Origin of the sequence: Stenotrophomonas sp. P2112 (genome assembly GCF_041897515.1) — a bacterium.
GTDB classification, from domain to species: domain Bacteria; phylum Pseudomonadota; class Gammaproteobacteria; order Xanthomonadales; family Xanthomonadaceae; genus Stenotrophomonas; species Stenotrophomonas sepilia.
The window spans coordinates 3,543,482-3,565,563 of the sequence record NZ_CP169216.1; the positions used below are offsets into that span (position 1 = coordinate 3,543,482).

The 22,082-nt window shown below is 67.2% G+C and carries 23 protein-coding genes; 10 read left to right on the forward strand and 13 right to left on the reverse strand.

What is annotated here, in order from left to right:
- Nucleotides 1-27 precede the first annotated feature (27 nt).
- Nucleotides 28-873, forward strand: a complete 846-nt coding sequence (locus ACEPA4_RS16350) for a SirB1 family protein (protein WP_005419007.1) — start codon at nt 28-30, stop codon at nt 871-873.
- Between the two features lie 37 nt (nt 874-910).
- Here ACEPA4_RS16350 and ACEPA4_RS16355 read toward each other — a convergent pair whose 3' ends face one another.
- On the reverse strand, nt 911-1,138 hold the full coding sequence (locus ACEPA4_RS16355) for a rubredoxin (protein ID WP_080375060.1): 228 nt from the start codon (nt 1,136-1,138) through the stop codon (nt 911-913).
- Between the two features lie 34 nt (nt 1,139-1,172).
- Here ACEPA4_RS16355 and thiE point away from each other — a divergent pair, with 34 nt between their 5' ends.
- Together thiE and hemL are read left to right on the forward strand one after the other, a co-directional pair.
- Entirely contained in the window at nt 1,173-1,799 is a 627-nt protein-coding gene (gene thiE / locus ACEPA4_RS16360) for a thiamine phosphate synthase (protein ID WP_053497472.1), read from the forward strand.
- Between the two features lie 16 nt (nt 1,800-1,815).
- A complete protein-coding gene (gene hemL, locus ACEPA4_RS16365) occupies nt 1,816-3,105 on the forward strand; it encodes a glutamate-1-semialdehyde 2,1-aminomutase (RefSeq protein WP_329953524.1) in 1,290 nt (429 codons plus the stop codon).
- A gap of 101 nt (nt 3,106-3,206) precedes the next feature.
- On the opposite strand, the gene azu is transcribed toward hemL, so the two are convergent.
- Nucleotides 3,207-3,656 carry an azurin gene (gene azu, locus ACEPA4_RS16370; protein WP_005419015.1) on the reverse strand — a complete coding sequence of 150 codons (450 nt, stop codon included), beginning with the start codon at nt 3,654-3,656 and terminating at the stop codon, nt 3,207-3,209.
- A gap of 123 nt (nt 3,657-3,779) precedes the next feature.
- Between azu and ACEPA4_RS16375 the strand changes: the two genes are divergently transcribed.
- Nucleotides 3,780-4,382, forward strand: a complete 603-nt coding sequence (locus tag ACEPA4_RS16375; protein ID WP_005419017.1) for an HAD-IA family hydrolase — start codon at nt 3,780-3,782, stop codon at nt 4,380-4,382.
- A 53-nt stretch (nt 4,383-4,435) separates the two neighbouring features.
- On the opposite strand, the gene ACEPA4_RS16380 is transcribed toward ACEPA4_RS16375, so the two are convergent.
- A complete protein-coding gene (locus ACEPA4_RS16380) occupies nt 4,436-5,662 on the reverse strand; it encodes an acetylornithine transaminase (RefSeq protein WP_053497478.1) in 1,227 nt (408 codons plus the stop codon).
- Nucleotides 5,663-5,725: 63 nt separating this feature from the next.
- Here ACEPA4_RS16380 and ACEPA4_RS16385 point away from each other — a divergent pair, with 63 nt between their 5' ends.
- Entirely contained in the window at nt 5,726-6,598 is an 873-nt protein-coding gene (locus ACEPA4_RS16385; protein WP_065185336.1) for an ion transporter, read from the forward strand.
- 61 nt (nt 6,599-6,659) lie between these two features.
- Here the strand turns inward: ACEPA4_RS16385 and ACEPA4_RS16390 are convergent, their stop codons facing one another.
- The 3 genes from ACEPA4_RS16390 to ACEPA4_RS16400 all read right to left on the reverse strand — a co-directional run bounded on the left by ACEPA4_RS16390 (nt 6,660) and on the right by ACEPA4_RS16400 (nt 9,674).
- Nucleotides 6,660-7,610 carry a YiiG family protein gene (locus ACEPA4_RS16390; protein ID WP_065185337.1) on the reverse strand — a complete coding sequence of 317 codons (951 nt, stop codon included), beginning with the start codon at nt 7,608-7,610 and terminating at the stop codon, nt 6,660-6,662.
- Nucleotides 7,611-7,769: 159 nt separating this feature from the next.
- The gene (locus ACEPA4_RS16395) at nt 7,770-8,762 is read right to left on the reverse strand and encodes a YiiG family protein (RefSeq protein WP_065185338.1); all 993 of its coding nucleotides are present in this window, start codon (nt 8,760-8,762) and stop codon (nt 7,770-7,772) included.
- Nucleotides 8,763-8,855: 93 nt separating this feature from the next.
- Nucleotides 8,856-9,674: an NAD(P)-dependent oxidoreductase gene (locus tag ACEPA4_RS16400; RefSeq protein WP_065178370.1), complete on the reverse strand. Its 819-nt coding sequence runs from the start codon at nt 9,672-9,674 to the stop codon at nt 8,856-8,858.
- 108 nt (nt 9,675-9,782) lie between these two features.
- On the opposite strand from ACEPA4_RS16400, the gene ACEPA4_RS16405 reads away from it, so the two are divergent.
- Nucleotides 9,783-10,466, forward strand: a complete 684-nt coding sequence (locus tag ACEPA4_RS16405; protein ID WP_065185339.1) for a hypothetical protein — start codon at nt 9,783-9,785, stop codon at nt 10,464-10,466.
- 55 nt (nt 10,467-10,521) lie between these two features.
- Here ACEPA4_RS16405 and ACEPA4_RS16410 read toward each other — a convergent pair whose 3' ends face one another.
- Together ACEPA4_RS16410 and ACEPA4_RS16415 are read right to left on the reverse strand one after the other, a co-directional pair.
- Nucleotides 10,522-11,028 carry a DUF2867 domain-containing protein gene (locus ACEPA4_RS16410; RefSeq protein WP_262090958.1) on the reverse strand — a complete coding sequence of 169 codons (507 nt, stop codon included), beginning with the start codon at nt 11,026-11,028 and terminating at the stop codon, nt 10,522-10,524.
- Entirely contained in the window at nt 11,025-11,687 is a 663-nt protein-coding gene (locus ACEPA4_RS16415) for a serine/threonine-protein kinase (protein ID WP_049413709.1), read from the reverse strand. The genes ACEPA4_RS16410 and ACEPA4_RS16415 overlap by 4 nt, the downstream gene beginning before the upstream one ends.
- A gap of 85 nt (nt 11,688-11,772) precedes the next feature.
- Here ACEPA4_RS16415 and ACEPA4_RS16420 point away from each other — a divergent pair, with 85 nt between their 5' ends.
- Nucleotides 11,773-13,770, forward strand: coding sequence for a bifunctional DedA family/phosphatase PAP2 family protein (locus ACEPA4_RS16420; protein ID WP_065178360.1), 1,998 nt, complete (start codon nt 11,773-11,775; stop codon nt 13,768-13,770).
- A gap of 122 nt (nt 13,771-13,892) precedes the next feature.
- On the opposite strand, the gene ACEPA4_RS16425 is transcribed toward ACEPA4_RS16420, so the two are convergent.
- The 3 genes from ACEPA4_RS16425 to ACEPA4_RS16435 all read right to left on the reverse strand — a co-directional run bounded on the left by ACEPA4_RS16425 (nt 13,893) and on the right by ACEPA4_RS16435 (nt 16,724).
- A complete protein-coding gene (locus tag ACEPA4_RS16425) occupies nt 13,893-14,471 on the reverse strand; it encodes an LON peptidase substrate-binding domain-containing protein (protein ID WP_005419042.1) in 579 nt (192 codons plus the stop codon).
- Nucleotides 14,468-15,832, reverse strand: a complete 1,365-nt coding sequence (gene mpl / locus ACEPA4_RS16430) for a UDP-N-acetylmuramate:L-alanyl-gamma-D-glutamyl-meso-diaminopimelate ligase (protein ID WP_005419043.1) — start codon at nt 15,830-15,832, stop codon at nt 14,468-14,470. The genes ACEPA4_RS16425 and mpl overlap by 4 nt, the downstream gene beginning before the upstream one ends.
- A gap of 328 nt (nt 15,833-16,160) precedes the next feature.
- Entirely contained in the window at nt 16,161-16,724 is a 564-nt protein-coding gene (locus ACEPA4_RS16435) for an adenylate kinase (protein ID WP_005419045.1), read from the reverse strand.
- Nucleotides 16,725-16,860: 136 nt separating this feature from the next.
- On the opposite strand from ACEPA4_RS16435, the gene ACEPA4_RS16440 reads away from it, so the two are divergent.
- Nucleotides 16,861-18,117, forward strand: a complete 1,257-nt coding sequence (locus ACEPA4_RS16440; protein ID WP_139727620.1) for a 6-phosphofructokinase — start codon at nt 16,861-16,863, stop codon at nt 18,115-18,117.
- 117 nt (nt 18,118-18,234) lie between these two features.
- Nucleotides 18,235-18,624 (forward strand): DUF488 domain-containing protein, encoded by a 390-nt coding sequence (locus tag ACEPA4_RS16445; protein ID WP_005419050.1) that lies wholly within the window; start codon nt 18,235-18,237, stop codon nt 18,622-18,624.
- Nucleotides 18,625-18,676: 52 nt separating this feature from the next.
- On the opposite strand, the gene ACEPA4_RS16450 is transcribed toward ACEPA4_RS16445, so the two are convergent.
- On the reverse strand, nt 18,677-19,180 hold the full coding sequence (locus ACEPA4_RS16450; RefSeq protein WP_061480501.1) for a hypothetical protein: 504 nt from the start codon (nt 19,178-19,180) through the stop codon (nt 18,677-18,679).
- A gap of 308 nt (nt 19,181-19,488) precedes the next feature.
- On the opposite strand from ACEPA4_RS16450, the gene ACEPA4_RS16455 reads away from it, so the two are divergent.
- Entirely contained in the window at nt 19,489-21,516 is a 2,028-nt protein-coding gene (locus tag ACEPA4_RS16455; RefSeq protein ID WP_065185342.1) for a sodium-translocating pyrophosphatase, read from the forward strand.
- A gap of 119 nt (nt 21,517-21,635) precedes the next feature.
- Here ACEPA4_RS16455 and ACEPA4_RS16460 read toward each other — a convergent pair whose 3' ends face one another.
- Nucleotides 21,636-22,079, reverse strand: a complete 444-nt coding sequence (locus ACEPA4_RS16460) for a YbaN family protein (protein ID WP_065185343.1) — start codon at nt 22,077-22,079, stop codon at nt 21,636-21,638.
- Between the last annotated feature and the right edge of the window lie 3 nt (nt 22,080-22,082).

The window sequence follows — 22,082 nt, forward strand, 5'->3', positions numbered from 1 at the left end:
GCCTGCGAATGACGCCAGTCTGTGGCCATGCAGGACCGGATCACACTCCCCGACTGGGATGCCTTGGCCGACCTCGAAGACGAGGCGCTGCCACTGTTGCCGACCGCGCTGCTGATCGCGCGCGATGAATACCCCGATCTGCAGCCGTCCACCTACGACGCGCTGATCCAGAGCCATGTCGAGCACCTCCGCTCGGAAGTGGAGAGCATCGACAACAGCCCGCTGAAGATGGCGGCGATCAACCGCCACCTGTTCGACGAGCTGGGCTACAGCGGCGACCACGACGAGTACTACGACCCGCGCAACAGCTACCTCAACCAGGTATTCGAGCGCCGCCTGGGCAACCCGATCTCGCTGGCGCTGGTGCAGATGGAAGTCGCGCGCCGGCTGGGTATTCCGCTCGATGGCGTGTCCTTCCCCGGCCACTTCCTGGTGCGCCTGCCGGTGGACGACGGCGTGCTGGTGATGGACCCGTTCAACGGCGGCCGGCCGCTGGACGTGGACGAACTGCGCGAGCGGGCCAAGTCACACCTGGGCGGGCAGATGCCCGACGACCAGGTGCTGGCGCAGATCCTCGACCCGGCACCCGCGCGCGCGATCCTGATGCGCATGCTGCGCAACCTGCACGGCGTGTATGCCGAAGCCGGCGAGTGGGACCGCGCCGCGCGCAGTGCCGACCGCCTGCTGAAGCTGGCCCCGGAGCAGGACGATGCGCTGCGCGACCGCGGCCTGGCCTACCTGCAGCTGGAGTACCTGGCCGGTGCCCGCCACGATCTGGGCCAGTACCTGAAGCGCAACCCGGAAGCCAGCGACGCGCAGTGGCTGCGCGAGAAGCTGATCGACCTCGGCGGGCCGATGCCGCGGCTGCATTGAGGGAGTCGGTGTGTGGACCGACAGTCCACGCCTGCCTTCATCCATCGACCTCGACCATCTCGAAATCGGCCTTGGTCACCCCGCAATCCGGGCAGGTCCAGGTCTCGGGAATGTCCTCCCAGCGCGTCCCTGGCGCGATGCCTTCCTCCGGCAAGCCTTCTGCTTCGCTGTACAGGAAGCCGCAGACCACGCACATCCAGGTGCGCAAGGTGGTGGGGGTGGCATCGCTCATCGGATAATCAGGACTGGATTCACGGGCCGCCATTGTCCCATCGCGGTCCACTCACCGGTAGCCATCGATGACTTCTGCTTCCCCGGCGCCCCGCGGCGTCTACCTGATCACCCCGGACGAGCCCGATACCGCACGCCTGCTGGCCCGTACCGCGCCGCTGCTGGCCGCGGGCGCCACCTGGCTGCAGTACCGCAACAAGACCGCAAGCGACGCGCTGCGGCGGGAGCAGGCCACCGCGCTGCAGGCACTGTGCGCAGACCACGGCGTACCGCTGATCGTCAACGACGACCCGGCGCTGGCCAAGGCCGTGGGCGCGGCGGGCGTGCACCTGGGCGGCACCGACGGCGACATCCCCAGCGCGCGCGCCCTGCTCGGCCCCGAGGCCATCATCGGCGCCTCCTGCTATGACCAGCTGGCCAATGCCGAGAGGGCCGTGGCCGCCGGCGCCAGCTACGTGGCCTTCGGCGCGTTCTTCCCGACCACCACCAAGATCACCACCAGCCGCGCCCATACCGACCTGCTGCGGCAAAGCGCCGCACTGGGCGTGCCGCGGGTGGCGATCGGTGGCCTGACGCCGGACAATGTCGGTCCCATCATCGACGCCGGCGCCGATCTGGTCGCCGTGGTCAGCAGCGTGTTCGCCGCCGAAGACCCGGTCGCGACCCAGCGCGCCTACCTCGCCCAGTTCGCGTAATGCCCAGGAAAGCCCCATGAACCACGACCAGTCCCACGCCCTGTTCTCCCGCGCCCAGCAGCTGTTGCCGGGCGGCGTCAATTCGCCGGTGCGCGCGTTCAAGTCGGTCGGCGGCGAGCCGTTCTTCGTTGAACGCGCCGACGGTGCCTACCTGTACGACGTCGATGGCAACCGCTACATCGACTACGTCGGCTCCTGGGGCCCGATGATCGTCGGCCACAACCATCCGGCGGTACGCCAGGCGGTGAAGAAGGCGATCGACAACGGCCTGTCGTTCGGCGCGCCATGCGCGGCCGAAGTCACCATGGCCGAGACCATCACCCGCCTGGTGCCGTCGTGCGAGATGGTGCGCATGGTCAACTCCGGCACCGAGGCCACCCTGTCGGCGATCCGGCTGGCGCGTGGCGCCACCGGCCGCAACCGCATCGTCAAGTTCGAAGGCTGCTACCACGGCCACGGCGACTCGTTCCTGGTCAAGGCCGGCAGCGGCATGTTGACCCTGGGCGTGCCGACCTCGCCGGGCGTCCCGGCCGGGCTGAGCGAACTGACCCTGACCCTGCCCTACAACGACTTCGAAGCGGCCACTGCGCTGTTCGAGCAGCAGGGCGATGACGTCGCCGGCCTGATCATCGAACCGGTGGTCGGCAACGCCAACTGCATCCCGCCGCGCGAGGGCTACCTGCAGCACCTGCGCGAACTGTGCACGAAACACGGCGCGCTGCTGATCTTCGACGAAGTGATGACCGGCTTCCGCGTTGCCCTCGGCGGTGCGCAGGCGCACTACGGCATCACCCCGGACCTGACCACCTTCGGCAAGATCATCGGCGGCGGCATGCCGGTGGGCGCCTACGGCGGGCGCCGCGAGCTGATGCAGCAGATCGCCCCGGCCGGCCCGATCTACCAGGCCGGCACGCTGAGCGGCAACCCGGTGGCGATGGCCGCTGGCCTGGCGATGCTGGAGCTGATCCAGCAGCCGGGCTTCCACGCCGACCTGGCCGAGCGCACCGCACGCCTGTGCGCCGGCCTGGAAGCGGCCGCCGCCGAAGCCGGCGTGGCGGTGACCACCACCCGCGTGGGTGCGATGTTCGGGCTGTTCTTCACCAGTGAGAAGGTGGAGACCTATGCGCAGGCCACCGCCTGTGACATCCCAGCGTTCAACCGCTTCTTCCACGCGATGCTGGAGCAGGGCGTGTTCCTGGCGCCGTCGGCGTACGAGGCCGGTTTCCTGTCCAGCGCGCACGACGATGCCGTGATCGAGGCCACCCTCGCCGCTGCACGCGTGGCATTCAAGGCCGCCAAGGGCTGAGACACCCTCTGGTAGGTGCCAACCTTGGTTGGCACAAAAAGGGGACGGAGGGGATTGAGTCGTTTATGCACAAACGACTTAATCCCCTCCGTCCCCTTTTTTCAACCGAAGACGAACTTGCCCTTCATCATCGCGAAGTGGCCGGGGAACGAGCAGAAGAAGGTGTAGTCGCCGCCCTTCTGCAGGCCCTGGGTGGAAAAGCGCACGCGCGTGGTCTCGCCACCACCAATTACTTTGGTGTGCGCCAGCACGCGCTTGTCAGCCTTCGGCAGGTAGCTGTCGGCCAGGGTCATGCGCATGCCTGCCAGTGCCACCGGCTGGTAATCGGCAGTGCGGGTCAGCACCCAGTTATGGCCCATCGCGGTAGCGGCCAGCTTGCCGGTGTGGCGCAGGGTCAGGTCCACGGCAGTGCAGTCGGCGGCAAGCTTGATCTCGCGAGTGCTGAAGCTCATCTGGTCGGTGCTGTCGATGCTCACTGCACACACCCGCGCCATCGCCGACGGCGCCAGCATCAGCGCGCCCAGTCCCACTGCCACCCACCAAGCCTTCATCGTTGCCTCTCCTGCGGATTCAAGCGCCATTCTAGGCAGGCCCCTGCGGCCGCGTCTGCGACCGTCTGTCGCATGGCTGCTCCAGGGTTTCCCGAGTGTTCACTGCAATGGCATGCTCGGCCGATGCGGATCGATCTGTTGCTGCTGGATGTGGATGGCGTGCTGGTGCAGTACCAGCGCGCGCAGCGCGTGCTGCACCTGGCGCAGGTACTGGATGTTACCCCTGCCGCAGTGCAGGCGGCGCTGTTCGACAGCGGACTGGAAGCGGCGCATGACAACGGCACGCTGCAGGGTCCGGCCTATCTGGCGCGGCTGGGGGAGTGCCTGGGCAGGACCGTCGATGTACCCAGCTGGATCGCCGCACGCCAGGCGGCCAGCCATCCGCAGCACGCGGTGCTGCAGCGGCTGCAGGTCCTGCAGCTGCCACTGGCGGTACTGACCAACAATGGCGCGCTGATGGTGCAGGCGCTGCCCATCCTGCTGCCGGAACTGTTCCCTGCGCTGCAGGGACGCGTGTTCTGCAGCGCCGATTTCGGCCTGCGCAAACCCGCACCGGAGGTCTTCCTGCGCACGCTTGAGGCCCTCGGCGTGGCGCCTTCGCGCACGCTGTTCGTCGATGACCTGTTCGCCAATGTGCGCGGCGCACGCGCCGCCGGCCTGCACGCGGAAACCGTGCGCGATGGCCGAGGGCTGGGCAAGGTGTTGAAGCGTTACGCGGTGGGCTGATCGGGGTCAGAGCCCTCTCCGCAGGAGAGGGATCCGACCCCAGCGCCGGGGCGTCAGCGCGCGGCGATGAACGCAGCAATCGCTGCGCGCAGGCGCTTGAGGCCTTCGGCCACTTCTTCGTCGGTGATGTTCAGCGACGGCACGAAGCGCAACACGTCCGGGCCGGCCTGCAGGGTCAGCAGGCCGTGCTCGGCGGCATGGTCGAGGATCGCCCCGGCCTGGCCGGCAAAGTCCTTGCCCAGCACCGCACCCAGCATCAGGCCGCGGCCACGCACGTCGCTGAACACACCGAACTCGTCGTTGATGCGGGCAAAGCCATCGCGCAGCGCCTTCGACTGGCGGCTGACATTGGCGGCGATCTCCGCCGAGGCCAGCTTGCGCAGTGCCACGCGGGCCACCGCAGCGGCCAGCGGGTTGCCGCCGAAGGTGGTGCCGTGCGCGCCGAACTGCATGGTCTCGGCCACCTTCGGGCCGGCCAGCATCGCGCCGATCGGGAAGCCGCCACCGAGTGCCTTGGCCAGGGTGACCATGTCCGGCACCACATCATCCTGCCAGTGCGCGAACAGCGTGCCGGTACGGCCCATGCCGGCCTGGATCTCGTCCAGCACCAGCAGTGCGTTGTGCTGGTCGCACAGTTCACGCACGCGCTTGAGGAAACCGGACTTGGCCGGCATCACGCCGCCCTCGCCCTGGATCGGCTCCAGCATCACCGCCGCCACGTCGCCGGCGGCCATCGCGGTTTCCAGCTGCACCTCATCGTTGAAATCGATGTAGCGGAAGCCGCCAGGCAGCGGCTCGTAGCCTTCCTGGTACTTCGGCTGGGCGGTAGCGGTCACCGCGCCCATCGTGCGGCCGTGGAAGCTGCCACGGAAAGTGATGATCACCCGCTTGTCGGCGGGACGGCCCTGGCTGGAGGCCCACTTGCGGACCATCTTGATCGCCACTTCGTTGGCTTCGGCGCCGGAATTGCACAGGAACACGCGCTCGGCGAAGCGGCTGGCCTTCACCAGTTCCTCGGCCAGGTGCAGCGGCGGTGCGCTGTAGAACACGTTGCTGGTGTGCCAGAGCTTGCCGGCCTGCTCGACCAGCGCGGCCACCAGGTCCGGATCGTTGTGGCCCAGGCCGCACACGGCGATGCCGGCAGCCAGGTCGATGAACTCACGGCCCTGGCTGTCCCATACGCGGGCGCCCTGGCCTCGCTCCAGTACCACCTGGCGGGGCTTGTAGACCGGCAGGTAATAGTGCGAAAGGGAGATCAGCGGATCGGTCGCGGCGGTCATGGCAGTCGGCGGGGTTCAGGAACGCCCATTCTCGCGCCGGAACCCCTGCGGCACAATGCGCCCATGCGACCGTTTTCCGCCCCCCAGCTCAACCCCGCCACCGAGACCGGCTGGCGCCGTCGGTGGTTCGACATCATCTACCGCCATGACACCCGCCCTTCGCGCAATTTCGACCTGATCCTGGTGGTGGCGATCGTCGCCAGCATCCTGGTGGTGATGATCGACAGCGTGCAGCACCTGCATGCCGAATGGTCCACCGGCCTGTACATCCTGGAATGGGGATTCACGATCATCTTCACCGCCGAGTACCTGCTGCGGCTGGCGGTGGTCAAGCGCCCGCTGCGGTATGCAGTGAGCATCTGGGGCATCATCGACCTGCTGTCGATCCTGCCCGCCTACCTGTCGATGTTCATCCCCGGCGCGCAGAGCCTGCTGGTGGTGCGCGCGCTGCGCATCCTGCGGGTGTTCCGCATCCTGAAGCTGACCCGCTACATCGAGGAAAGCGGCGTCCTGATGACGTCGCTGTGGCGCAGCCGGCGCAAGGTGCTGGTGTTCCTGTTCACGGTGATCACCATCACCATCATCGCCGGTGCGCTGATGTACGTGATCGAGGGCCCCGACCACGGTTTCACCAACATCCCGGCCAGCATGTACTGGGCGGTGGTGACCATGGCCACGGTCGGCTTCGGCGATATCGTGCCGCAGACCGTGCTCGGCCGCTTCGTCACCTCGGTGCTGATCCTGATCGGCTACAGCATCATCGCCGTGCCCACCGGCATCTACACCGCCGAACTGGCCAGCACCATGCGTGAAGCCGAGCAGGCCGCGCGCCGCGATGCGCGTGGCTGCCCGGAGTGTGGGCTGGAAGGCCACGAGCCGGATGCACGGTATTGCCGCAAGTGCGGCGGTCAGCTACCGGATCCGTTCAACCATTGAGGCGCATGCCGGCCAGCGGCCGGCACTACCCTTGGCGCTTATGCATGGATGCGCGCGCTGCTCATCGCAGGCGGTTGCTGGTGGAGACCAGATCGTTGTAGGCGTCCAGCAGAGTGGATTGCGCACCTTCCGGCGCCGAGGTGTCCCAGCTACCGGAGGCCTTGCGCTCGGCAGCCAGCCCTTCGGCGGTGATCGGCTTGCCCTGCTGCAGACGCTCCACGCCGCGCCCGGCGGTGCGTACCAGCTTGTCCGCTGAACGCTGCACGTGGCCCCACATCGGGTCGTCCTTGCCCACCCCGGAGTTCTGGATTTCCGTCACCAGCGCCTGGTAATCGGCCAGCTGTACGCGCAACGCCGCCAGATCCGGTGCGTCGCCCTGGAAGGCCATGGCCAGCTGCTTGCCATCGCCCAGCAGGCGCAGATGGTAGTAGGCCAGCGAACGGCCTTCGCTCTCCTCGATCTGCTTCAGCTGTGCCGCGCGACGATCGTTCTCGTTCTTCTCCAGTGCCGCATCCAGTGCCTCGCTGGCCTTGAAGAACCCGGCATAGGCCTGCATCAACGGCGCGTGCTGGCTGCGCAGGCCTTCACCACCATCGCGGCGATAGTCCTCACGGGTGAAGTAGCCGTCGGCGCGTTCGATCAGCGCGTACAGCGACTGGAAGGCCTGCTGGTAGTCACGCGCCGGTGCATCCAGCGCGGTAGACGGGTTCTTTGCCAGCGCATCGGTCAGCGCCTGGCCGCAGTACTCCACGCGGTGCGACAGCACCTTGCCCGGTGAGCGCGGCTGCGTTTCCTTGCCGGTCGGACCGGCTTCGGGATCCTTCATCCAGCCGGTGTAGGTCTGGAAGCCTTCGTGGATGGGTTGTTCAACGCCGTTGTAGCACTCGATGTAGGCGTTGACCTTCTCCAGGCCGGGATCGGCCGCCGCCGGCCCCGGCACTTTGTCGCAACCGGCCGTACCGACCAGCGTGCCGAGCAGAAGAAGGGGAAGCAGGCGTACAGAAGCGTTCAAATCGATTCCTTGCAGAAAGAGGCGGTAGATATCCTCGCGCATGACGCAAGCACCCGCATCGGCGGCCTCGCAAAGGCCCTGCCGTTCGGAAGTGTGCGATGCGATGCGTCGCAATCGACCTGTTCGATTGCGACACAAATGACACGATGGACGCTGCGATTACTGGCGGTTGCTCTGGAAAACCAGCGAGTTGTATTCCTGCATCAGCTTGCTGGCAGAGCCGCGCGGCGCCATCGAGGGCGAATCAAGCATACGCCGTTCGAAATCGCTGTAGGGCGTCTTGCTGCTGACCCGGTGCAGCCGCTCCTTGCCTTCCCGACGGAAGTTCTCGGCTTCGCGCTCGAAGCTGTTCCAGTCCAGCTTGCCCGGCTCCTGGTCAGCCACCTTCGCATGCGCTTCGTCGGAAATGCGGTTGAACGCATCCAGACGCTCGCTGGCCTTGGCCTGATCGAAATCATCCTCGCTCATCAGATCCATGATGGCCTTGGCTTCCAGCATCATCGCCAGGCGGTAGTACTCGCGCGTGCGACCCTCGGCCTGCTCCAGTGCCTTGAGCTGCTCGCGCTGGGCGGCGTCGTTCTGGCGCTCCAGCTCGGCATTGAACGTTTCGCTGGCAGCCACGAAATCCTTGAAGGCGACCATCAGGGGCGCGTGCAGCTGCTTGCCCTTGGCGAACTGGTCGTCTTCGTAGTCCTGGCGATCGTAGTAGTCGTGCGCGTCCTTGCTGATCGGCACCAGTGCCTTCAGCGCCTGCTGGTAGTGGCCAGCAGCAGCATCGAGTTCGGCCAGCACTGGCTTGGCAGCCATCGCCTCGGTCACGGGGGCATCGCACTGCTTCATGTCGTAATCGCTGATCTCGAACGGACCGTACACCTGTGTCTCGCGACCGGTCGGGCCGGCGGCGACATCCTTGATCCAGCGCGTATAGGACTCGATGCTGCCGTGGGTCTTCGAATCAAGCGCGTTGAAGCAGCCGATGTAGGCGTTGAGCTTGGCGGTCAACTGCTGCTGCGGGTCGGACGGCGCCGCGCTGGCGTCCGGCGTGCCGGAGGCAGCGGCGCCGCCCGCAGCGGCGGGTGCCTTGCCACCGCAGGCGACGAGGATCAACGACAGCGAAGCGACCAGCGCCGCGACCGAAAGAGTGCGTGACATGTGCTCACATCCCTGTTGAAAACGATTACAGCCGCGCATTCTAGCGCAGCAGGCCGAAGGTCGCAGCCCTCGGCCTCTTCCGGCGACGCGCGATCAATCCAGGAACAGATCCGGCAGCAACGGACGCGATGGATCCACTGCGTAGCCCGAAAGATCGGTGATACCCGCCTGCGCCAGCACGTCATCGTCGATCAGGAACTGGCCATGGAAGCCCGCCGCTTCGCGCACCAGCACCGCATGCGCGGCATCAGCCATGATCTGCGGCGTGCGGCAGCCGGCCGCATCCACGCCAGGGATCATGTTGATCGCATCGGTGGCGATCACCGTGCGCGGCCACAGCGCGTTCACCGCCACACCCTGCGGGCCGAATTCCGCGGCCAGGCCGAGCGTGACGAAGCTCATGCCCATCTTCGCCAGCGTGTAGCCGGTATGCGCGCCCCACCACTTCGGTTCCAGGCTCGGCGGCGGTGCCAGGGTCAGGATGTGCGGGTTCGGCGCCTGCAGCAGGTACGGCAGGCAGGCCTGCGCACACAGGAAGCTGCCACGCGAATTGACCTGCTGCATCAGGTCGAAGCGTTTCATCGGCGTATCCAGCGTGCCACGCAGCCAGATCGCGCTGGCGTTGTTGATCAGGATGTCGATGCCCCCAAAGGTGTCGACCGTGGCCGCAACCGCGGCCTGCACCTGCTCTTCCTCGCGGATATCGCACTTCAGCGCCAGCCCTTGGCCACCGGCGGCGGTAACGGCCTCGGCCGCGCTGTGGATGGTACCTGGCAGCTTCGGGTTCGGCACCGCCGACTTGGCCGCAATGGCCACGTTCGCCCCGTCACGCGCAGCGCGCAGTGCGATGGCCAGGCCGATGCCACGCGAGGCACCCGTGATGAAAAGCGTTTTGCCCTGCAGACTGCCCACGTTCCACACTCCAGCGTATGCAATGAGCCGCTAGTATGCCGCGCCGACGTGGAGTTCACCCGGCCTTGACGATACTGGCGCCTCCAGTCAACGCACGAGGTCCACGCCATGCGCCGTTCCCGCCTGTTGCTGCCTGCCCTGGGGCTTGCCCTGCTGACCGCCTGCCAGGGCCGTTCGCCGGAACCCGGCAAGGAACCGTCGGCCGGTGACACGCCCAGCGCGGAGAAAGCCGCCGCAGACGGCAAGCTGCGCTGGAGCGAGGCAGTGGTGTGGGATGGCGACCTCAACGCCTGCCGCCAGGGCGGGAATTCAGCCACGCGTGAGTGCCTGCGCGATGCGATGCGCGCTGGTGGCGCAAGCGCCGATGCCATTGCTGCCGCCGAACAGTTGTCCACCGGCGGCGAGCTGGCCTACGTGACGGCCTGGCACGAGAACGAAGGCCTGGGCATTGCCACGGTCGAGTATCCGTTCCGCGCCAACACCAACGAGGGCACCCGCCTGGTCGACGCCACCGGCAAGCGCATCGATGTGGATGCCGTGCAGCTGGACGACACCCTGCGTGCCGACCCCGCCGTGCAGGCCCTGCTGAAGGACCACCCGCAGGCCACGCCGTTCGCACCGGCGCAGTCGGGCGGGGCCACGCCGCTGGAGAACGGCGGCATCCGCCTGCTGTACCGCACGCCGCTGCGTGACTGCCACGCCTGCCCGGATGTAGGCCAGCTGCAGATCGCCTACGACTTCGACGCCAAGCGCAACTTCATCGGCCAGCAGGTAGTGCCGGCAACGCCGTAAGGTCGCCGGCACTACATCAAGGCCGTCAGCGGGCGCATCCACGCATCGCGTGGATCTACCGGTACGCCTGCGCCTGCTTCCTCAGCAGATGCGGCACGATCAGCTGATGCACCGGCGCAACCGGCAGCATGTATACGCGCCCGAACGCGTTGTGCGTATGCACCACGGTCGCCACTTCCAGTACGTCGCCCTGCCACTGCAGGGCCAGCTGCACACGCAGGTGGCGGTCGTCGTCTTCCAGCACGATGGCATCGTCACTGAGCGACTGCAGGGTGAAGATGCCCAGTCGCTGCCCGGGTTGAGGATCCGCAACATCCTGCACCGCGCGCAACGAGCCCAGGTGCTTCATGCCGAGCAGGCGCATGCCGCGATTGCGCAGCGCCATCAGCCCATCGAACCAGCCGGGAATGGTCGCGGCCATATCGCGATAAGCCTGCAAGGCCGAGCGCCCATCACGATGGGTTGTTGCCTGGCAGGCGTGCACGAAGTCGGCACTGGCCAGCTGTGGGCGCAGGACGCTGGCCGCACTCGGTGGGCCGGTCACTACCTGCAGTGGACTCACGGCTTGGGCCCCTGCCCCTCGTTGTCTTCCCAATGCAGGATGCGACGGGTAACGAAGCGGTAGACCGGCTTGCCCGTGGCGAACCACAGTTCGCGCACCCACGAGGTGCGCTTGAGCACGCGCTTTTCCACTGGGGTGAGCGACTCACGGCAGTACATGCGCTTGTGCTTGAGCAGGTGGCGCAGGTCCTCGCGGGCCAGCAGGCGCATCCAGCGCGAGCGCGGGTTGCCGATCACTGCCAGCTGGAAGTCGATCAATGCCGGGCGGCCGTCTTCGGTCACCAGCCAGTTGGCTTCCTTGGCCAGGTCGTTGTGGGCCACGCCGCGCCGATGCAGCTGCTGCAGCAGCCGACGCGCGGCGCGGAACCAGGCCAGGTCGCCACGCGGTGGGCGCTGGTACATGGCGTCGCCGGCCATGAAACTGCGGTCGAGATGATGCCCATTCCACGCCAGCAGCTGCGGCACGTCGGCCATGCCATGGATATGGCGCAGCGCGCGCGCTTCGCGGCGGGCCAGCCACCAGGCCGGCAGGCGCAACCACAGCGGCGTGGCGCCCAGGTCACGGCGTACGAAGGGGCCGGCAGGCCCTTCCACACGGAGGATGCGACCGAAGCTGTCGGCCTTCAAAGCATGTGGTGGCGTGTCTGGCGTATGCGGCATGGGCCCATTCTAGGCGATGGCGCCGGTTGCAAACGGTCACCAAGCGGCTGGGAACCAGTCACCTTCACGCCCCTATAATCGGGCAATGGACTCTTCATGGATCGACGCCACGCTTGCGTGGATTGCCGCTCACCCCGTGCTGGCGGGTGCCGTTATCTTCCTCATCGCCTTCTGCGATGCGGTGATCATTCTCGGCGCCATCGTGCCGGCGCTGCCGCTGCTGTTTGCGGTGGGCGTGTTCATCGGCCTGGGCCAGATCTCCGGACCTTACGCGGTGGCGGCGGCCGCACTGGGCGCATTCGCCGGCGATGGCATCAGTTACTGGATCGGGCGCCGCTGGGGCGACCGCCTGCGTGGCGTGTGGCCGTTCAGCCGTTACCCGCAGCTGCTCGACCGCGGCGAAAACCTGTTCCGCCGCAACGCGTTCAAGAGCATTCTGGTGGCACGCTACGTCGGCGCGATCCGGCCGTTCGTGCCGGCCATCGCGGGCATGATGAAGATGCCAGCCAGCCGCTATGTACAGGCCAGTGGTATCGCCAGCATTTCATGGGCGGTGCTGTTCCTGGCCCCCGGCTGGATTCTTGGCGAGGCCTATGACGCGGTGGCCGCGGTAGCCGGTCGGCTGGTGGTGGTGGTCGGCCTGCTGGCGGTGATCCTTGGCCTGGTCTGGGCCCTCGTGCTGTACGGCTACCGCTGGTCGGCCGCGCGCATGGACAACTGGCTGGCACGCCTGCTCGACTGGTCCAACCGCCATCCGACGCTGGGCCGCTACACCGTCGGCGTGCTGGATCCGAAGCGGCGCGAGTCGGTGCCGCTGGCGATGCTGGCGCTGATGCTGCTGGTGCTGGGCTGGGGCTGGTTCGCGCTGCTGACCGTGGTGGTCGCGCATGGCGAGCCACTGGCGATCGACCTGCTGGTACACCAGGCAATGCTGGCCCTGCGCAACCCGCTGGCCGATTACCCGATGGCCGCGCTGGCGTCGCTGGGCGCCTGGCAGGTGCTGCTGCCGGCCACTGCGGCGGCGATGGGCTACCTGGTCTGGCGCCGGCGCTGGATGGCGGCCGCGCACTGGCTGGCCGCGCTGGCCTTCGGCCTGGCGCTGACCATGCTGCTCGGCGCTACCGTCGATGTTGTGCGCCCGGTCGACGCCAGCAGCGGCTTCGGCTTCCCGTCGGTGTCGGTGACGATGGCCACCATCACCTTCGGCTTCTTCGCGGTGCTGATCGCCCGCGAGATGCCCGGCCGTACCCGCGTCTGGCCGTACCTGGTGTCGGGCATCGTGGTCAGCCTGATCGGTTTCTCGCGCCTGTACCTGGGCGCGCATTGGCTGAGCGATGTGATCGGCGGCATGCTGTTCGGCACCTTCTGGCTGCTGGTGCTGGGCATCGCCTACCGCCGCCGCTTCAACCGCTCGTTCTGGGTGAAGCCGGTGGCATGGCTGTTCTACGGCGTCTTCGCCGTCGCCGCGATGTGGTACGCACCGCGCAACATCCCGGTGAAGCTGGAACGCTTCGAGCCGACCTTGCCGGCCCCGCAGGCAATGGACACGCAGGCCTGGTGGCAGCACGACTGGGCGACACTGCCGGCGCGCCGCAACGAGTTCGATGACGACCAGCGCTGGCCGCTGGACGTACAGGTGGCCGGTCCGCTGGCACCGCTGCAGGCGCAACTGGAAGCGCGCGGCTGGAAGCGGCAGGAGCAGGCTGGCTGGCAGCAGGCGCTGCTGATGCTGGACAAGAACACCGGCGCCGATGAACTGCCGGTGCTGCCGGCGACGCTGGAAACCCGCGTGGAAGCGCTGTTGATGGTACGCCCGGGTACACACCGTGATGAGCGCTACGTACTGCGCCTGTGGCCGGCCCCTGCGCAGTTGCAGCCGGGCAACACGCCGCTGTGGCTGGGCAGTGCACAGACCCTGCGCTACGAACGCCATTTCGAGTGGATCGGCATGTGGCATCCGCTGCGTGGCGTCGACCCGGCATTGAATGCCGTAAAGGACGCCGTGCAGGACCTGCCGCAGCGCGAGGACGTGCACAGCGAAACCGGGTTGCCGGTGCTGCGGTTGAAGACCACCACGCCCTGACCAGTACCGGTCGCGATCACCCAGTGTAGAGCCGAGCCCATGCTCGGCTGCTCTTCGCGGGATCCATCAAGCCGAGCATGGGCTCGGCTCTACAGCAGATCCACGCCCTACATGGATGGCTTCTACGGCATCCAGCCCAGCAGCTGCTGCAACCGCTGGTGCGGATCGTCCATCTGCAGCAGCTGAAGGCGCTGCTGCTCGCTCAGCGGCAGCAGCTCGGCCAGCCGCCAGCCGACCCAGCTGGCCTGGTCCAGCAGCGCCGGATTGGCCGGCGCATAGGCCTCGCCGGCCTGCTCGATGATGTGCCCCAGCACCGTGGCCAGCAGTGCATGCTGCGGCCGCAGTTCGTCATCGGGGTCTTCCTCGCACCAGCGCACGTCAGCCACCACCAGGCCGTTGTCGCGCACGCGGGTGCGCTCGACATGGAAGCGACGAGTACCGCGCAGGCGCAGCTGCAGCACGCCGTCGGCGCCGACATCGAAGTCTTCGATGCGTACCTGCACGCCAAAGGCGGCCGGTGTCGCCGGTGCGCCGACCTCCTCGCCCTCGAGGATCAGGCAGACGCCAAACCCCTCACCACTGCGGCCGCTGTCGCGGACCAGGTCCAGATAGCGCCGCTCGAACACGCGCAGGCCTACCGCTGCACCCGGTACCAGCGCGGTGTGCAGCGGGAACAGCGGCAGCGAGCCGTCGCCGCTCATCGGGCCTGCAGCGCGGCGAGGAAGCGGCGCGGGGCACCGTCGAAGCCACCGTTGGACATGAATACCACGTGGTCGCCGCTGCGCGCGCTGGCCTGCAGCTGCGCCAGCAATGCGTCGGTATCGGGCACCGCGTGGGCTTCGCCACGCACCGCGGCGATCACCGCCGCAGCATCCCAGGCCAGTTCCGGGCGATGCAGGAACACCACTTCATCGGCCAGCGCCAGCGAGGGAGCCAGCGCCTGCGCATGTGCGCCCAGCCGCATCGAGTTGCTGCGCGGCTCCATCGCGACCACGATGCGCGCATCACCCACCTTGGAACGCAGGCCCTCCAGCGTGGTGGCGATCGCAGTCGGATGGTGGGCGAAATCGTCGTAGACGGTGATGCCGTCATGGCTGCCGATCACTTCCATGCGGCGCTTGACGCTGCGGAAGCGTGCCAGCGCCGGAATAACCTGGGCAGGTGCCACGCCCACTGCATGCGCGGCGGCCAGCGCGGCCAATCCATTGAGCACGTTGTGGCGGCCCAGCAGCGACCACTGCACATCACCCAGCGCCTGCCCACGATGGTGCACGCGGAAGGCGCTGCCATCAGCGGCCAGCAGCTCGGCATGCCATTCCAGCGACGGATCGAATCCAAAGCGCTCGACCGGGGTCCAGCAGCCCATCGCCAGCACTTCGGCAAGGTACTGATCCTCGCCGTTGACGATCAGCCGCCCACGTGCGGGTACGGTACGCACCAGATGGTGGAACTGGCGCTGGATCGCGGCCACGTCCGGGAAGATGTCGGCGTGGTCGTACTCAAGGTTGTTGAGGATGGCCACCAGCGGCCGGTAGTGCACGAACTTGCTGCGCTTGTCGAAGAAGGCCGTGTCGTACTCATCGGCTTCGACCACGAACTCGCGCCCCTGGCCCAGGCGGGCGGAGACACCGAAATCCTCGGCGACACCGCCGATCAGGAAGCCCGGCGAGCGCCCTGCACTTTCCAGCAGCCAGGTGAGGATGGTGGTGGTGGTGGTCTTGCCGTGGGTACCGGCCACGGCAAGCGTGTCGCGGCCCGGCAGCACCTGCTCGGACAGCCACTGCGCGCCGGAGATATAGCGCTGGCCGGCATCGAGCACGGCTTCCACGGCGGCATTGCCGCGCGACAGCGCGTTGCCGATCACCACCTCGTCGGTACCGGCCGGCACGCTGTCGGCACGGTAGCCCTGGTCCAGTGTGATGCCCAGCTGTTCGAGCTGGGTCGACATCGGCGGGTAGATGGCCTGGTCGCTGCCGCTGACGGAATGCCCAAGTTCCCGCGCCAGGGCGGCCACGCCGCCCATGAAGGTGCCGGCAATTGCAAGGATATGTACGCTGCTCATGACCGAGGATTGTGACCGATGACGGCTGTATAGGGCCAATGTCCGCTATCGGGTAAGACAACCCCTACACGGGATGTGAGAAAACTCCAATCAGCTGTCAGGGAATTCCCGATAGCGATGTTCTGTGAACCCGGACACAATTCGAACTGCCAGCCGCAGTACCCGAACCGGTCCTACTCCCCAAGAGGCCATCCCCAAGGGAGCTCATGCTGCGGGGCCCTGAGCAAGCCCTTCGCTGGCGCCTATCAAACGACACAGGCCTGATCCTCGCGGACCAGGCCTGTGTTTTTTGCGCCTGAAGGACCGGACGCATGCCGGCCCCGCCGGATCAGGCCTTGATCGCTGCCAGGATGCGGGCTTCGATCTCGTCCAGCTCACCGACGCCATCGACGCGGGCCAGGGTGCCACGGCCGGCGTAGAAATCGACCACCGGGGCGGTCTGGTCGTTGTAGACCTGCAGGCGCTGGCGCACCGCTTCCGGGTTGTCATCGGCGCGGCCCTGCTCCTTGGCGCGGCCGGCGATGCGGTCCACCAGCAGCTCGGTGGGCACATCCAGCTGCACCACCGCGTCCAGCGGCTGGCCGATCTTGGCCAGCAGGCCATCCATCGCATTGGCCTGGGCCACATTGCGCGGGTAGCCATCGAGGATGAAGCCCTTGGCGACATCAGCCTGGGTCAGGCGCGACTCCAGCATGCCCAGCAGGATGTCGTCCGACACCAGGTTGCCGGCATCCATCACCGTCTTGGCCTGCTTGCCCAGCTCCGTGCCGGCGGCGATTTCCGCGCGCAGCATGTCACCGGTCGAAATGTGGGCGATCCCCAGCTTTTCCTTCAGGCGCGTCGCCTGTGTCCCCTTGCCCGAACCGGGCGGTCCCAACAGAACCAATCGCATTGACCTGACTCCAACGTGTTGAAAACAAAGAAGGTTCGCGTCCCGGACGGTCCGGTATCGCTGCACCGCAATAGCGCCACTTTACCGCATCCGGGTAATGTCCCTGCAATGTCCCCTCCCCCGAGCAGGTAGAAGCATGCGCAACGGTACTCTCCTTTATGCCCAGTCCGGCGGTGTCACCGCCGTCATCAATGCCACGGCGGCAGCGGTGATCGAGCAGGCCCGGGCCAAGGGCATCAAGGTCCTGGCGGCCCGCAACGGCATCCTCGGCGCGCTGCGCGAGGACCTGATCGACACCAGCAGGGAGAGTGCCGCCGCGATCCGCGCCCTCGCCCATACCCCGGGCGGCGCCTTCGGCTCGTGCCGGGTCAAGCTGAAATCGCTGGATGCCGACCGCGCCCGCTATGACCGCCTGCTGGAGGTGCTGCAGGCCCACGACGTGCGCTGGTTCCTCTACAACGGCGGCAACGACTCGGCCGACACCGCACTGAAGGTCTCGCAGCTGGCCAAGGCCTCCGGCTACGACCTGACCTGTATCGGCGTGCCCAAGACCATCGACAACGACCTTGCCGTTACCGATACCTGCCCCGGCTTCGGGTCAGCGGCCAAGTACACCGCGGTCTCGGTGCGCGAAGCAGCACTGGACGTGGCGGCGATGGCCGAAACGTCCACCCGTGTCTTCATCTACGAAGCGATGGGCCGCCACGCCGGCTGGCTGGCCGCCGCCGCCGGGCTGGCCGGCAACGGTGATGACGAAGCGCCGCACATCATCCTGCTGCCCGAGCGCGCCTACGACGAGGCCACATTCCTGGCCAAGGTGAAAGCCGTGGTCGAGCGCGTCGGCTACTGCGTGGTGGTGGCGTCGGAAGGCATTGCAACCGCCGATGGCCGCTTCGTTGCCGATGCCGGCGGTGGCAAGGACTCGTTCGGTCATTCGCAGCTCGGCGGCGTGGCGGCGCACCTGGCCGGCCGGGTCAAGGATCAGCTGGGCCTGAAGGTGCACTGGGCACTGCCCGATTACCTGCAGCGCTCGGCCCGCCACCTGGCCAGCAGGACCGACTGGGAGCAGGCGCAGGCGGTGGGCAAGGCCGCGGTGCAGCTGGCACTGAAGGGCCAGAATGGCGTGATGCCGGTGATCGTGCGCAGCAGCGATGCGCCCTATCGCTGGAAGATCGAAGCGGCGCCGCTGTCGAAGATCGCCAACCACGAGAAGAAGATGCCGGCTGGTTTCATCCGCCGCGATGGCTTCGGCATCACGGCCAGGGCGCGCGCCTACCTGTCACCATTGATCAAGGGCGAAGCACCGCTTCCCTATGGCACCGATGGCCTGCCGAAGTACGTCACCCTGAAGAACGTAGCGGTGAAGCAGAAACTGCCGGCCTTCGAAGGCTGACCTGAAAAAGGGAACGGAGGGGATTAAGTCGCATACGCCCCTCTGTCATCTCCAACAGCATCAGCAGTGGGTCGGATACGACTTAATTCCCTCCGTCCCCTTTTCATGGAGATCATCATGGCACTGCGTGTTGTCCGACTCGGTACGCCGCGCCAACCCGGCGAGGGACTGCGCATCGGCACCGTTCGGCGCCCACCGCGCGGCGTGCCGCGCAGCGAGTTCGCCCGACAGGACTGGTACGACGTCTGGTTTCCTACGCTGTCACCCAGCGCGGAGCTGGTGAAGCGGGCACATGAGGCAACGACGGCGGCCGATTGGACCGCCTTCTTCCGCCATTACAAGGCCGAGATGAAGGCGCCCGATGCCGCCCACGCGCTGGACCTTCTGGCCGCGATGTCGCAACACAGCGACATCAGCGTGGGCTGCTACTGCGAGGATGAAGCGCACTGCCACCGCAGGGCATTGCGCGAGCTGCTGGTGGCGCGCGGGGCAATGCTGGCGGATTGATCAGCCGGATGTCGGCCGTGGATGACGGCACGGGTGCACCACCCACGCGACTTCAATTGCAGGCCTTGCCTTCCATCTGCAGCTGCGCGGCGAACATCGTCACCTGCGGAATCTGGCCGGCGGCGGCCTGCTTCTTCGCCTCCTCCAGGTAAATGCGCGATTGGCCCTGCCCGTCCAGCTCTACCTTGTGGCTCGACGGCAGGCGCCACACCCGCACCACCGCCTGCTGCGCCGGGCACGCGGCGTTGGGCACGCGGATCACATCATTGAGCTTCCAGCCCTTGTCGGCACTCGGCTGCGCCTTGGTGTAATCGACGAAGCGCGCGCGTGGCTGGCATTGCTCGCTGGTCCGGACGGCGGAGAAGCGATATGGCGCGGCGGCATCACCGGTGAACGCACCTTCCAGCCGCGCGCAGGCCTCGGGGATCTGCCGCAGCGTATGCACCGCGCCCACCGCCTGCGGCGCACCGACCGCACGCTGCAGTTCCGGCGTTTCCGCAGCGAAGGCCGGTGCGGCCGGGACCAGGGCGGCAAGCATCAACAGGGACAGGCGCATGGGGAATCTCCTACGGGGCTGTGCGCAGGCTTGCAGAGGCTGCCTTAACGGGGTGCAAAGGCCGTTGGCTCGCGAATCATGCCCAGGGCCCGACGGCATGCGCCGCGGCTCCGAGGAGCCGGTCGAGCATGGCTCGACTCTACAAGTGGCGGCACGCATACTGCGGGCACCAGGGAATGCTGAACACCGCCATACGTCGGACGACCGCCAAGGTCGGTACGGGTTGGTTCCAGGCTGCAGCCCGTCGTCCCCCTCGTGGTGCCGTTCATCGCCACTGGATGCCTACATCCATTCTGCGGAGGGGTCTAATGCTGGAACGTCACGGGCTGTCACTGGCGCTGGGCTGCGCCATTCTCGCGATCCTGTTCGGAATCGTCTCGGCGCGCTGGATCCTGCGCCAACCCACCGGCAATGCACGCATGATCGCGATCGCCACCGCGATCCAGGAAGGTGCGCGTGCCTATCTCAACCGCCAGTACCTGACCATCGGCATCGCCGGCGTGGTGCTGTTCGTGCTGGTCGGCATCTTCCTCAGCTGGTACACCGCGATTGGTTTTGCAGTCGGCGCGGTGCTGTCCGGCGCCGCCGGCTACATCGGCATGAACGTGTCGGTACGCGCCAACGTGCGTACCGCAGAGGCGGCGCGCAACGGCATCAGCGCGGCGATGGACGTCGCCTTCCGCGGCGGCGCGATCACCGGCATGCTGGTGGTCGGGCTGGGCCTGCTGGGCGTGGCCGGCTACTACGCACTGCTGCTGCGCATGGGCCTGCCGATGGAACAGGCGCTGCACGCGCTGGTCGGCCTGGCCTTCGGCTCCTCGCTGATCTCGATCTTCGCGCGCCTGGGCGGCGGCATCTTCACCAAGGGCGCCGACGTCGGTGCCGACCTGGTCGGCAAGGTCGAAGCCGGCATTCCCGAGGACGATCCGCGCAACCCGGCGGTGATCGCCGACAACGTCGGTGACAACGTCGGCGACTGCGCCGGCATGGCGGCCGACCTGTTCGAGACCTACGCGGTGACCGTCATCGCCACCATGCTGCTGGGCAGCCTGATGCTGGCCGAAGCCGGTGCCAACGCGGTGCTGTATCCGCTGGTACTGGGCGGCGTGTCGATCATCGCTTCGATCATCGGCGCGCTGTTCGTCAAGGTGAAGCCAGGCGGCTCGATCATGGGCGCGTTGTACAAGGGCGTGATCGTTTCCGGCGTGCTGGCCGCCATCGCCTTCTACCCGATCACCACCGGACTGATGTCCGACAACGTGCATGGACCGATGGCGCTGTATGGCTGCGCGCTGATCGGCCTGGTCCTGACCGGCCTGATCGTGTGGATCACCGAGTACTACACCGGCACCCAGTACAAGCCGGTGCAGCACGTGGCGCAGGCCTCGACCACCGGCCACGGCACCAACATCATCGCCGGACTCGGCATCTCGATGAAATCCACCGCGCTGCCGGTGGTGGCGGTGTGTGCGGCGATCTGGGGTGCGTTCGCGCTGGGCGGCCTGTACGGCATCGCCATTGCCGCAACCGCGATGCTGTCGATGGCAGGGATGATCGTCGCCCTCGATGCCTACGGCCCGATCACCGACAACGCCGGTGGCATCGCCGAAATGGCCGAGCTGCCTTCGGAGATCCGCGACATCACCGACCCGCTGGATGCGGTGGGCAACACCACCAAGGCCGTGACCAAGGGCTATGCGATCGGCTCGGCGGCGCTGGCGGCACTGGTGCTGTTCGCCGACTACACCCACAACCTGCAGGCAGCCAATCCCGGCCAGGAGTTCCGCTTCGATCTCAGCGACCACACGGTGATCATCGGCCTGTTGATCGGCGGCCTGATTCCCTACCTGTTCGGTGCGATGGCGATGGAAGCGGTCGGCCGCGCGGCGGGCGCAGTGGTGGAAGAAGTGCGCCGCCAGTTCCGCGAGATCCCCGGCATCATGCAGGGCACCGGCAAGCCGCAGTACGACAAGGCGGTGGACATGCTGACCCGCTCGGCGATCCGCGAAATGATCGTGCCCTCGCTGTTGCCGGTCGCCGTGCCGGTGGTGGTCGGCCTGCTGCTGGGGCCGCGCGCACTGGGCGGCCTGCTGATCGGCACGATCGTCACCGGCCTGTTCGTGGCCATCTCGATGACCACCGGCGGCGGCGCCTGGGACAACGCCAAGAAATACATCGAGGATGGCCACTTCGGTGGCAAGGGCAGCGAAGCGCACAAGGCTGCGGTGACCGGCGATACCGTCGGTGACCCGTACAAGGACACCGCCGGCCCGGCAATCAATCCGCTGATCAAGATCATCAACATCGTGGCGCTGCTGCTGGTGCCGCTGCTGTAGATCCACGCGACGCGTGGATGGCAGGCTCGACGGGGTCAGAACCCTTTCCGCAGGAAAGGGATCCGACCCCGATGGCGGTCACCGCCCGCGCAGGAAGAACCGCACGGGCACCATCACGTTCACCGGGTCGCCGGCCACCTCGGGCGGCGGCGGGCCGCGCGAGGATCGTTGGCGTCGTCCACTTCCACGACCGGATGGGGCTCCGGTCGCGGTGCCGGCCGGCTGAGCACGTAACCGGCGCTGGCGGCAAAGAACAGGCCCACGCCGAGCAACAGGCGCCACGACGGATGCGCGCCCCAGCAGAACAGGGCAAAGCCCGCCGCCATGCCTGCGCTGGCAAACGCCTTGCCCTTGCCCGACACGGCACCCTGCTCGCGCCACAGCCGCAGCGACGGGCCGTAGCGTGGATGCGCCAGCAGGCGCTGCTCGAACTTCGGCGAGCTGCGCGCGAAGCAGCCCACCGCGAGGATCAGGAAGATGGTGGTCGGCATGACTGGCAGCAATGCGCCGATCACCCCGAGGCCGACCATCAGCCAGCCCAGCGCGAACCAGAGCCAGCGCATCAG

Excerpts from the sequence above, each read along its gene's own strand:
- ACEPA4_RS16350 (WP_005419007.1), top strand. The coding sequence starts at position 28 with ATGCAGGACCGGATCACACTCCCCGACTGGGATGCCTTGGCCGACCTC.
- ACEPA4_RS16355 (WP_080375060.1), bottom strand. The coding sequence starts at position 1,138 with ATGGCGGCCCGTGAATCCAGTCCTGATTATCCGATGAGCGATGCCACC.
- thiE (WP_053497472.1), top strand. The coding sequence starts at position 1,173 with ATGACTTCTGCTTCCCCGGCGCCCCGCGGCGTCTACCTGATCACCCCG.
- hemL (WP_329953524.1), top strand. The coding sequence starts at position 1,816 with ATGAACCACGACCAGTCCCACGCCCTGTTCTCCCGCGCCCAGCAGCTG.
- azu (WP_005419015.1), bottom strand. The coding sequence starts at position 3,656 with ATGAAGGCTTGGTGGGTGGCAGTGGGACTGGGCGCGCTGATGCTGGCG.
- ACEPA4_RS16375 (WP_005419017.1), top strand. The coding sequence starts at position 3,780 with ATGCGGATCGATCTGTTGCTGCTGGATGTGGATGGCGTGCTGGTGCAG.
- ACEPA4_RS16380 (WP_053497478.1), bottom strand. The coding sequence starts at position 5,662 with ATGACCGCCGCGACCGATCCGCTGATCTCCCTTTCGCACTATTACCTG.
- ACEPA4_RS16385 (WP_065185336.1), top strand. The coding sequence starts at position 5,726 with ATGCGACCGTTTTCCGCCCCCCAGCTCAACCCCGCCACCGAGACCGGC.
- ACEPA4_RS16395 (WP_065185338.1), bottom strand. The coding sequence starts at position 8,762 with ATGTCACGCACTCTTTCGGTCGCGGCGCTGGTCGCTTCGCTGTCGTTG.
- ACEPA4_RS16405 (WP_065185339.1), top strand. The coding sequence starts at position 9,783 with ATGCGCCGTTCCCGCCTGTTGCTGCCTGCCCTGGGGCTTGCCCTGCTG.
- ACEPA4_RS16415 (WP_049413709.1), bottom strand. The coding sequence starts at position 11,687 with ATGCCGCATACGCCAGACACGCCACCACATGCTTTGAAGGCCGACAGC.
- ACEPA4_RS16420 (WP_065178360.1), top strand. The coding sequence starts at position 11,773 with ATGGACTCTTCATGGATCGACGCCACGCTTGCGTGGATTGCCGCTCAC.
- ACEPA4_RS16425 (WP_005419042.1), bottom strand. The coding sequence starts at position 14,471 with ATGAGCGGCGACGGCTCGCTGCCGCTGTTCCCGCTGCACACCGCGCTG.
- mpl (WP_005419043.1), bottom strand. The coding sequence starts at position 15,832 with ATGAGCAGCGTACATATCCTTGCAATTGCCGGCACCTTCATGGGCGGC.
- ACEPA4_RS16435 (WP_005419045.1), bottom strand. The coding sequence starts at position 16,724 with ATGCGATTGGTTCTGTTGGGACCGCCCGGTTCGGGCAAGGGGACACAG.
- ACEPA4_RS16440 (WP_139727620.1), top strand. The coding sequence starts at position 16,861 with ATGCGCAACGGTACTCTCCTTTATGCCCAGTCCGGCGGTGTCACCGCC.
- ACEPA4_RS16445 (WP_005419050.1), top strand. The coding sequence starts at position 18,235 with ATGGCACTGCGTGTTGTCCGACTCGGTACGCCGCGCCAACCCGGCGAG.
- ACEPA4_RS16450 (WP_061480501.1), bottom strand. The coding sequence starts at position 19,180 with ATGCGCCTGTCCCTGTTGATGCTTGCCGCCCTGGTCCCGGCCGCACCG.
- ACEPA4_RS16455 (WP_065185342.1), top strand. The coding sequence starts at position 19,489 with ATGCTGGAACGTCACGGGCTGTCACTGGCGCTGGGCTGCGCCATTCTC.
- ACEPA4_RS16460 (WP_065185343.1), bottom strand. The coding sequence starts at position 22,079 with ATGCGCTGGCTCTGGTTCGCGCTGGGCTGGCTGATGGTCGGCCTCGGG.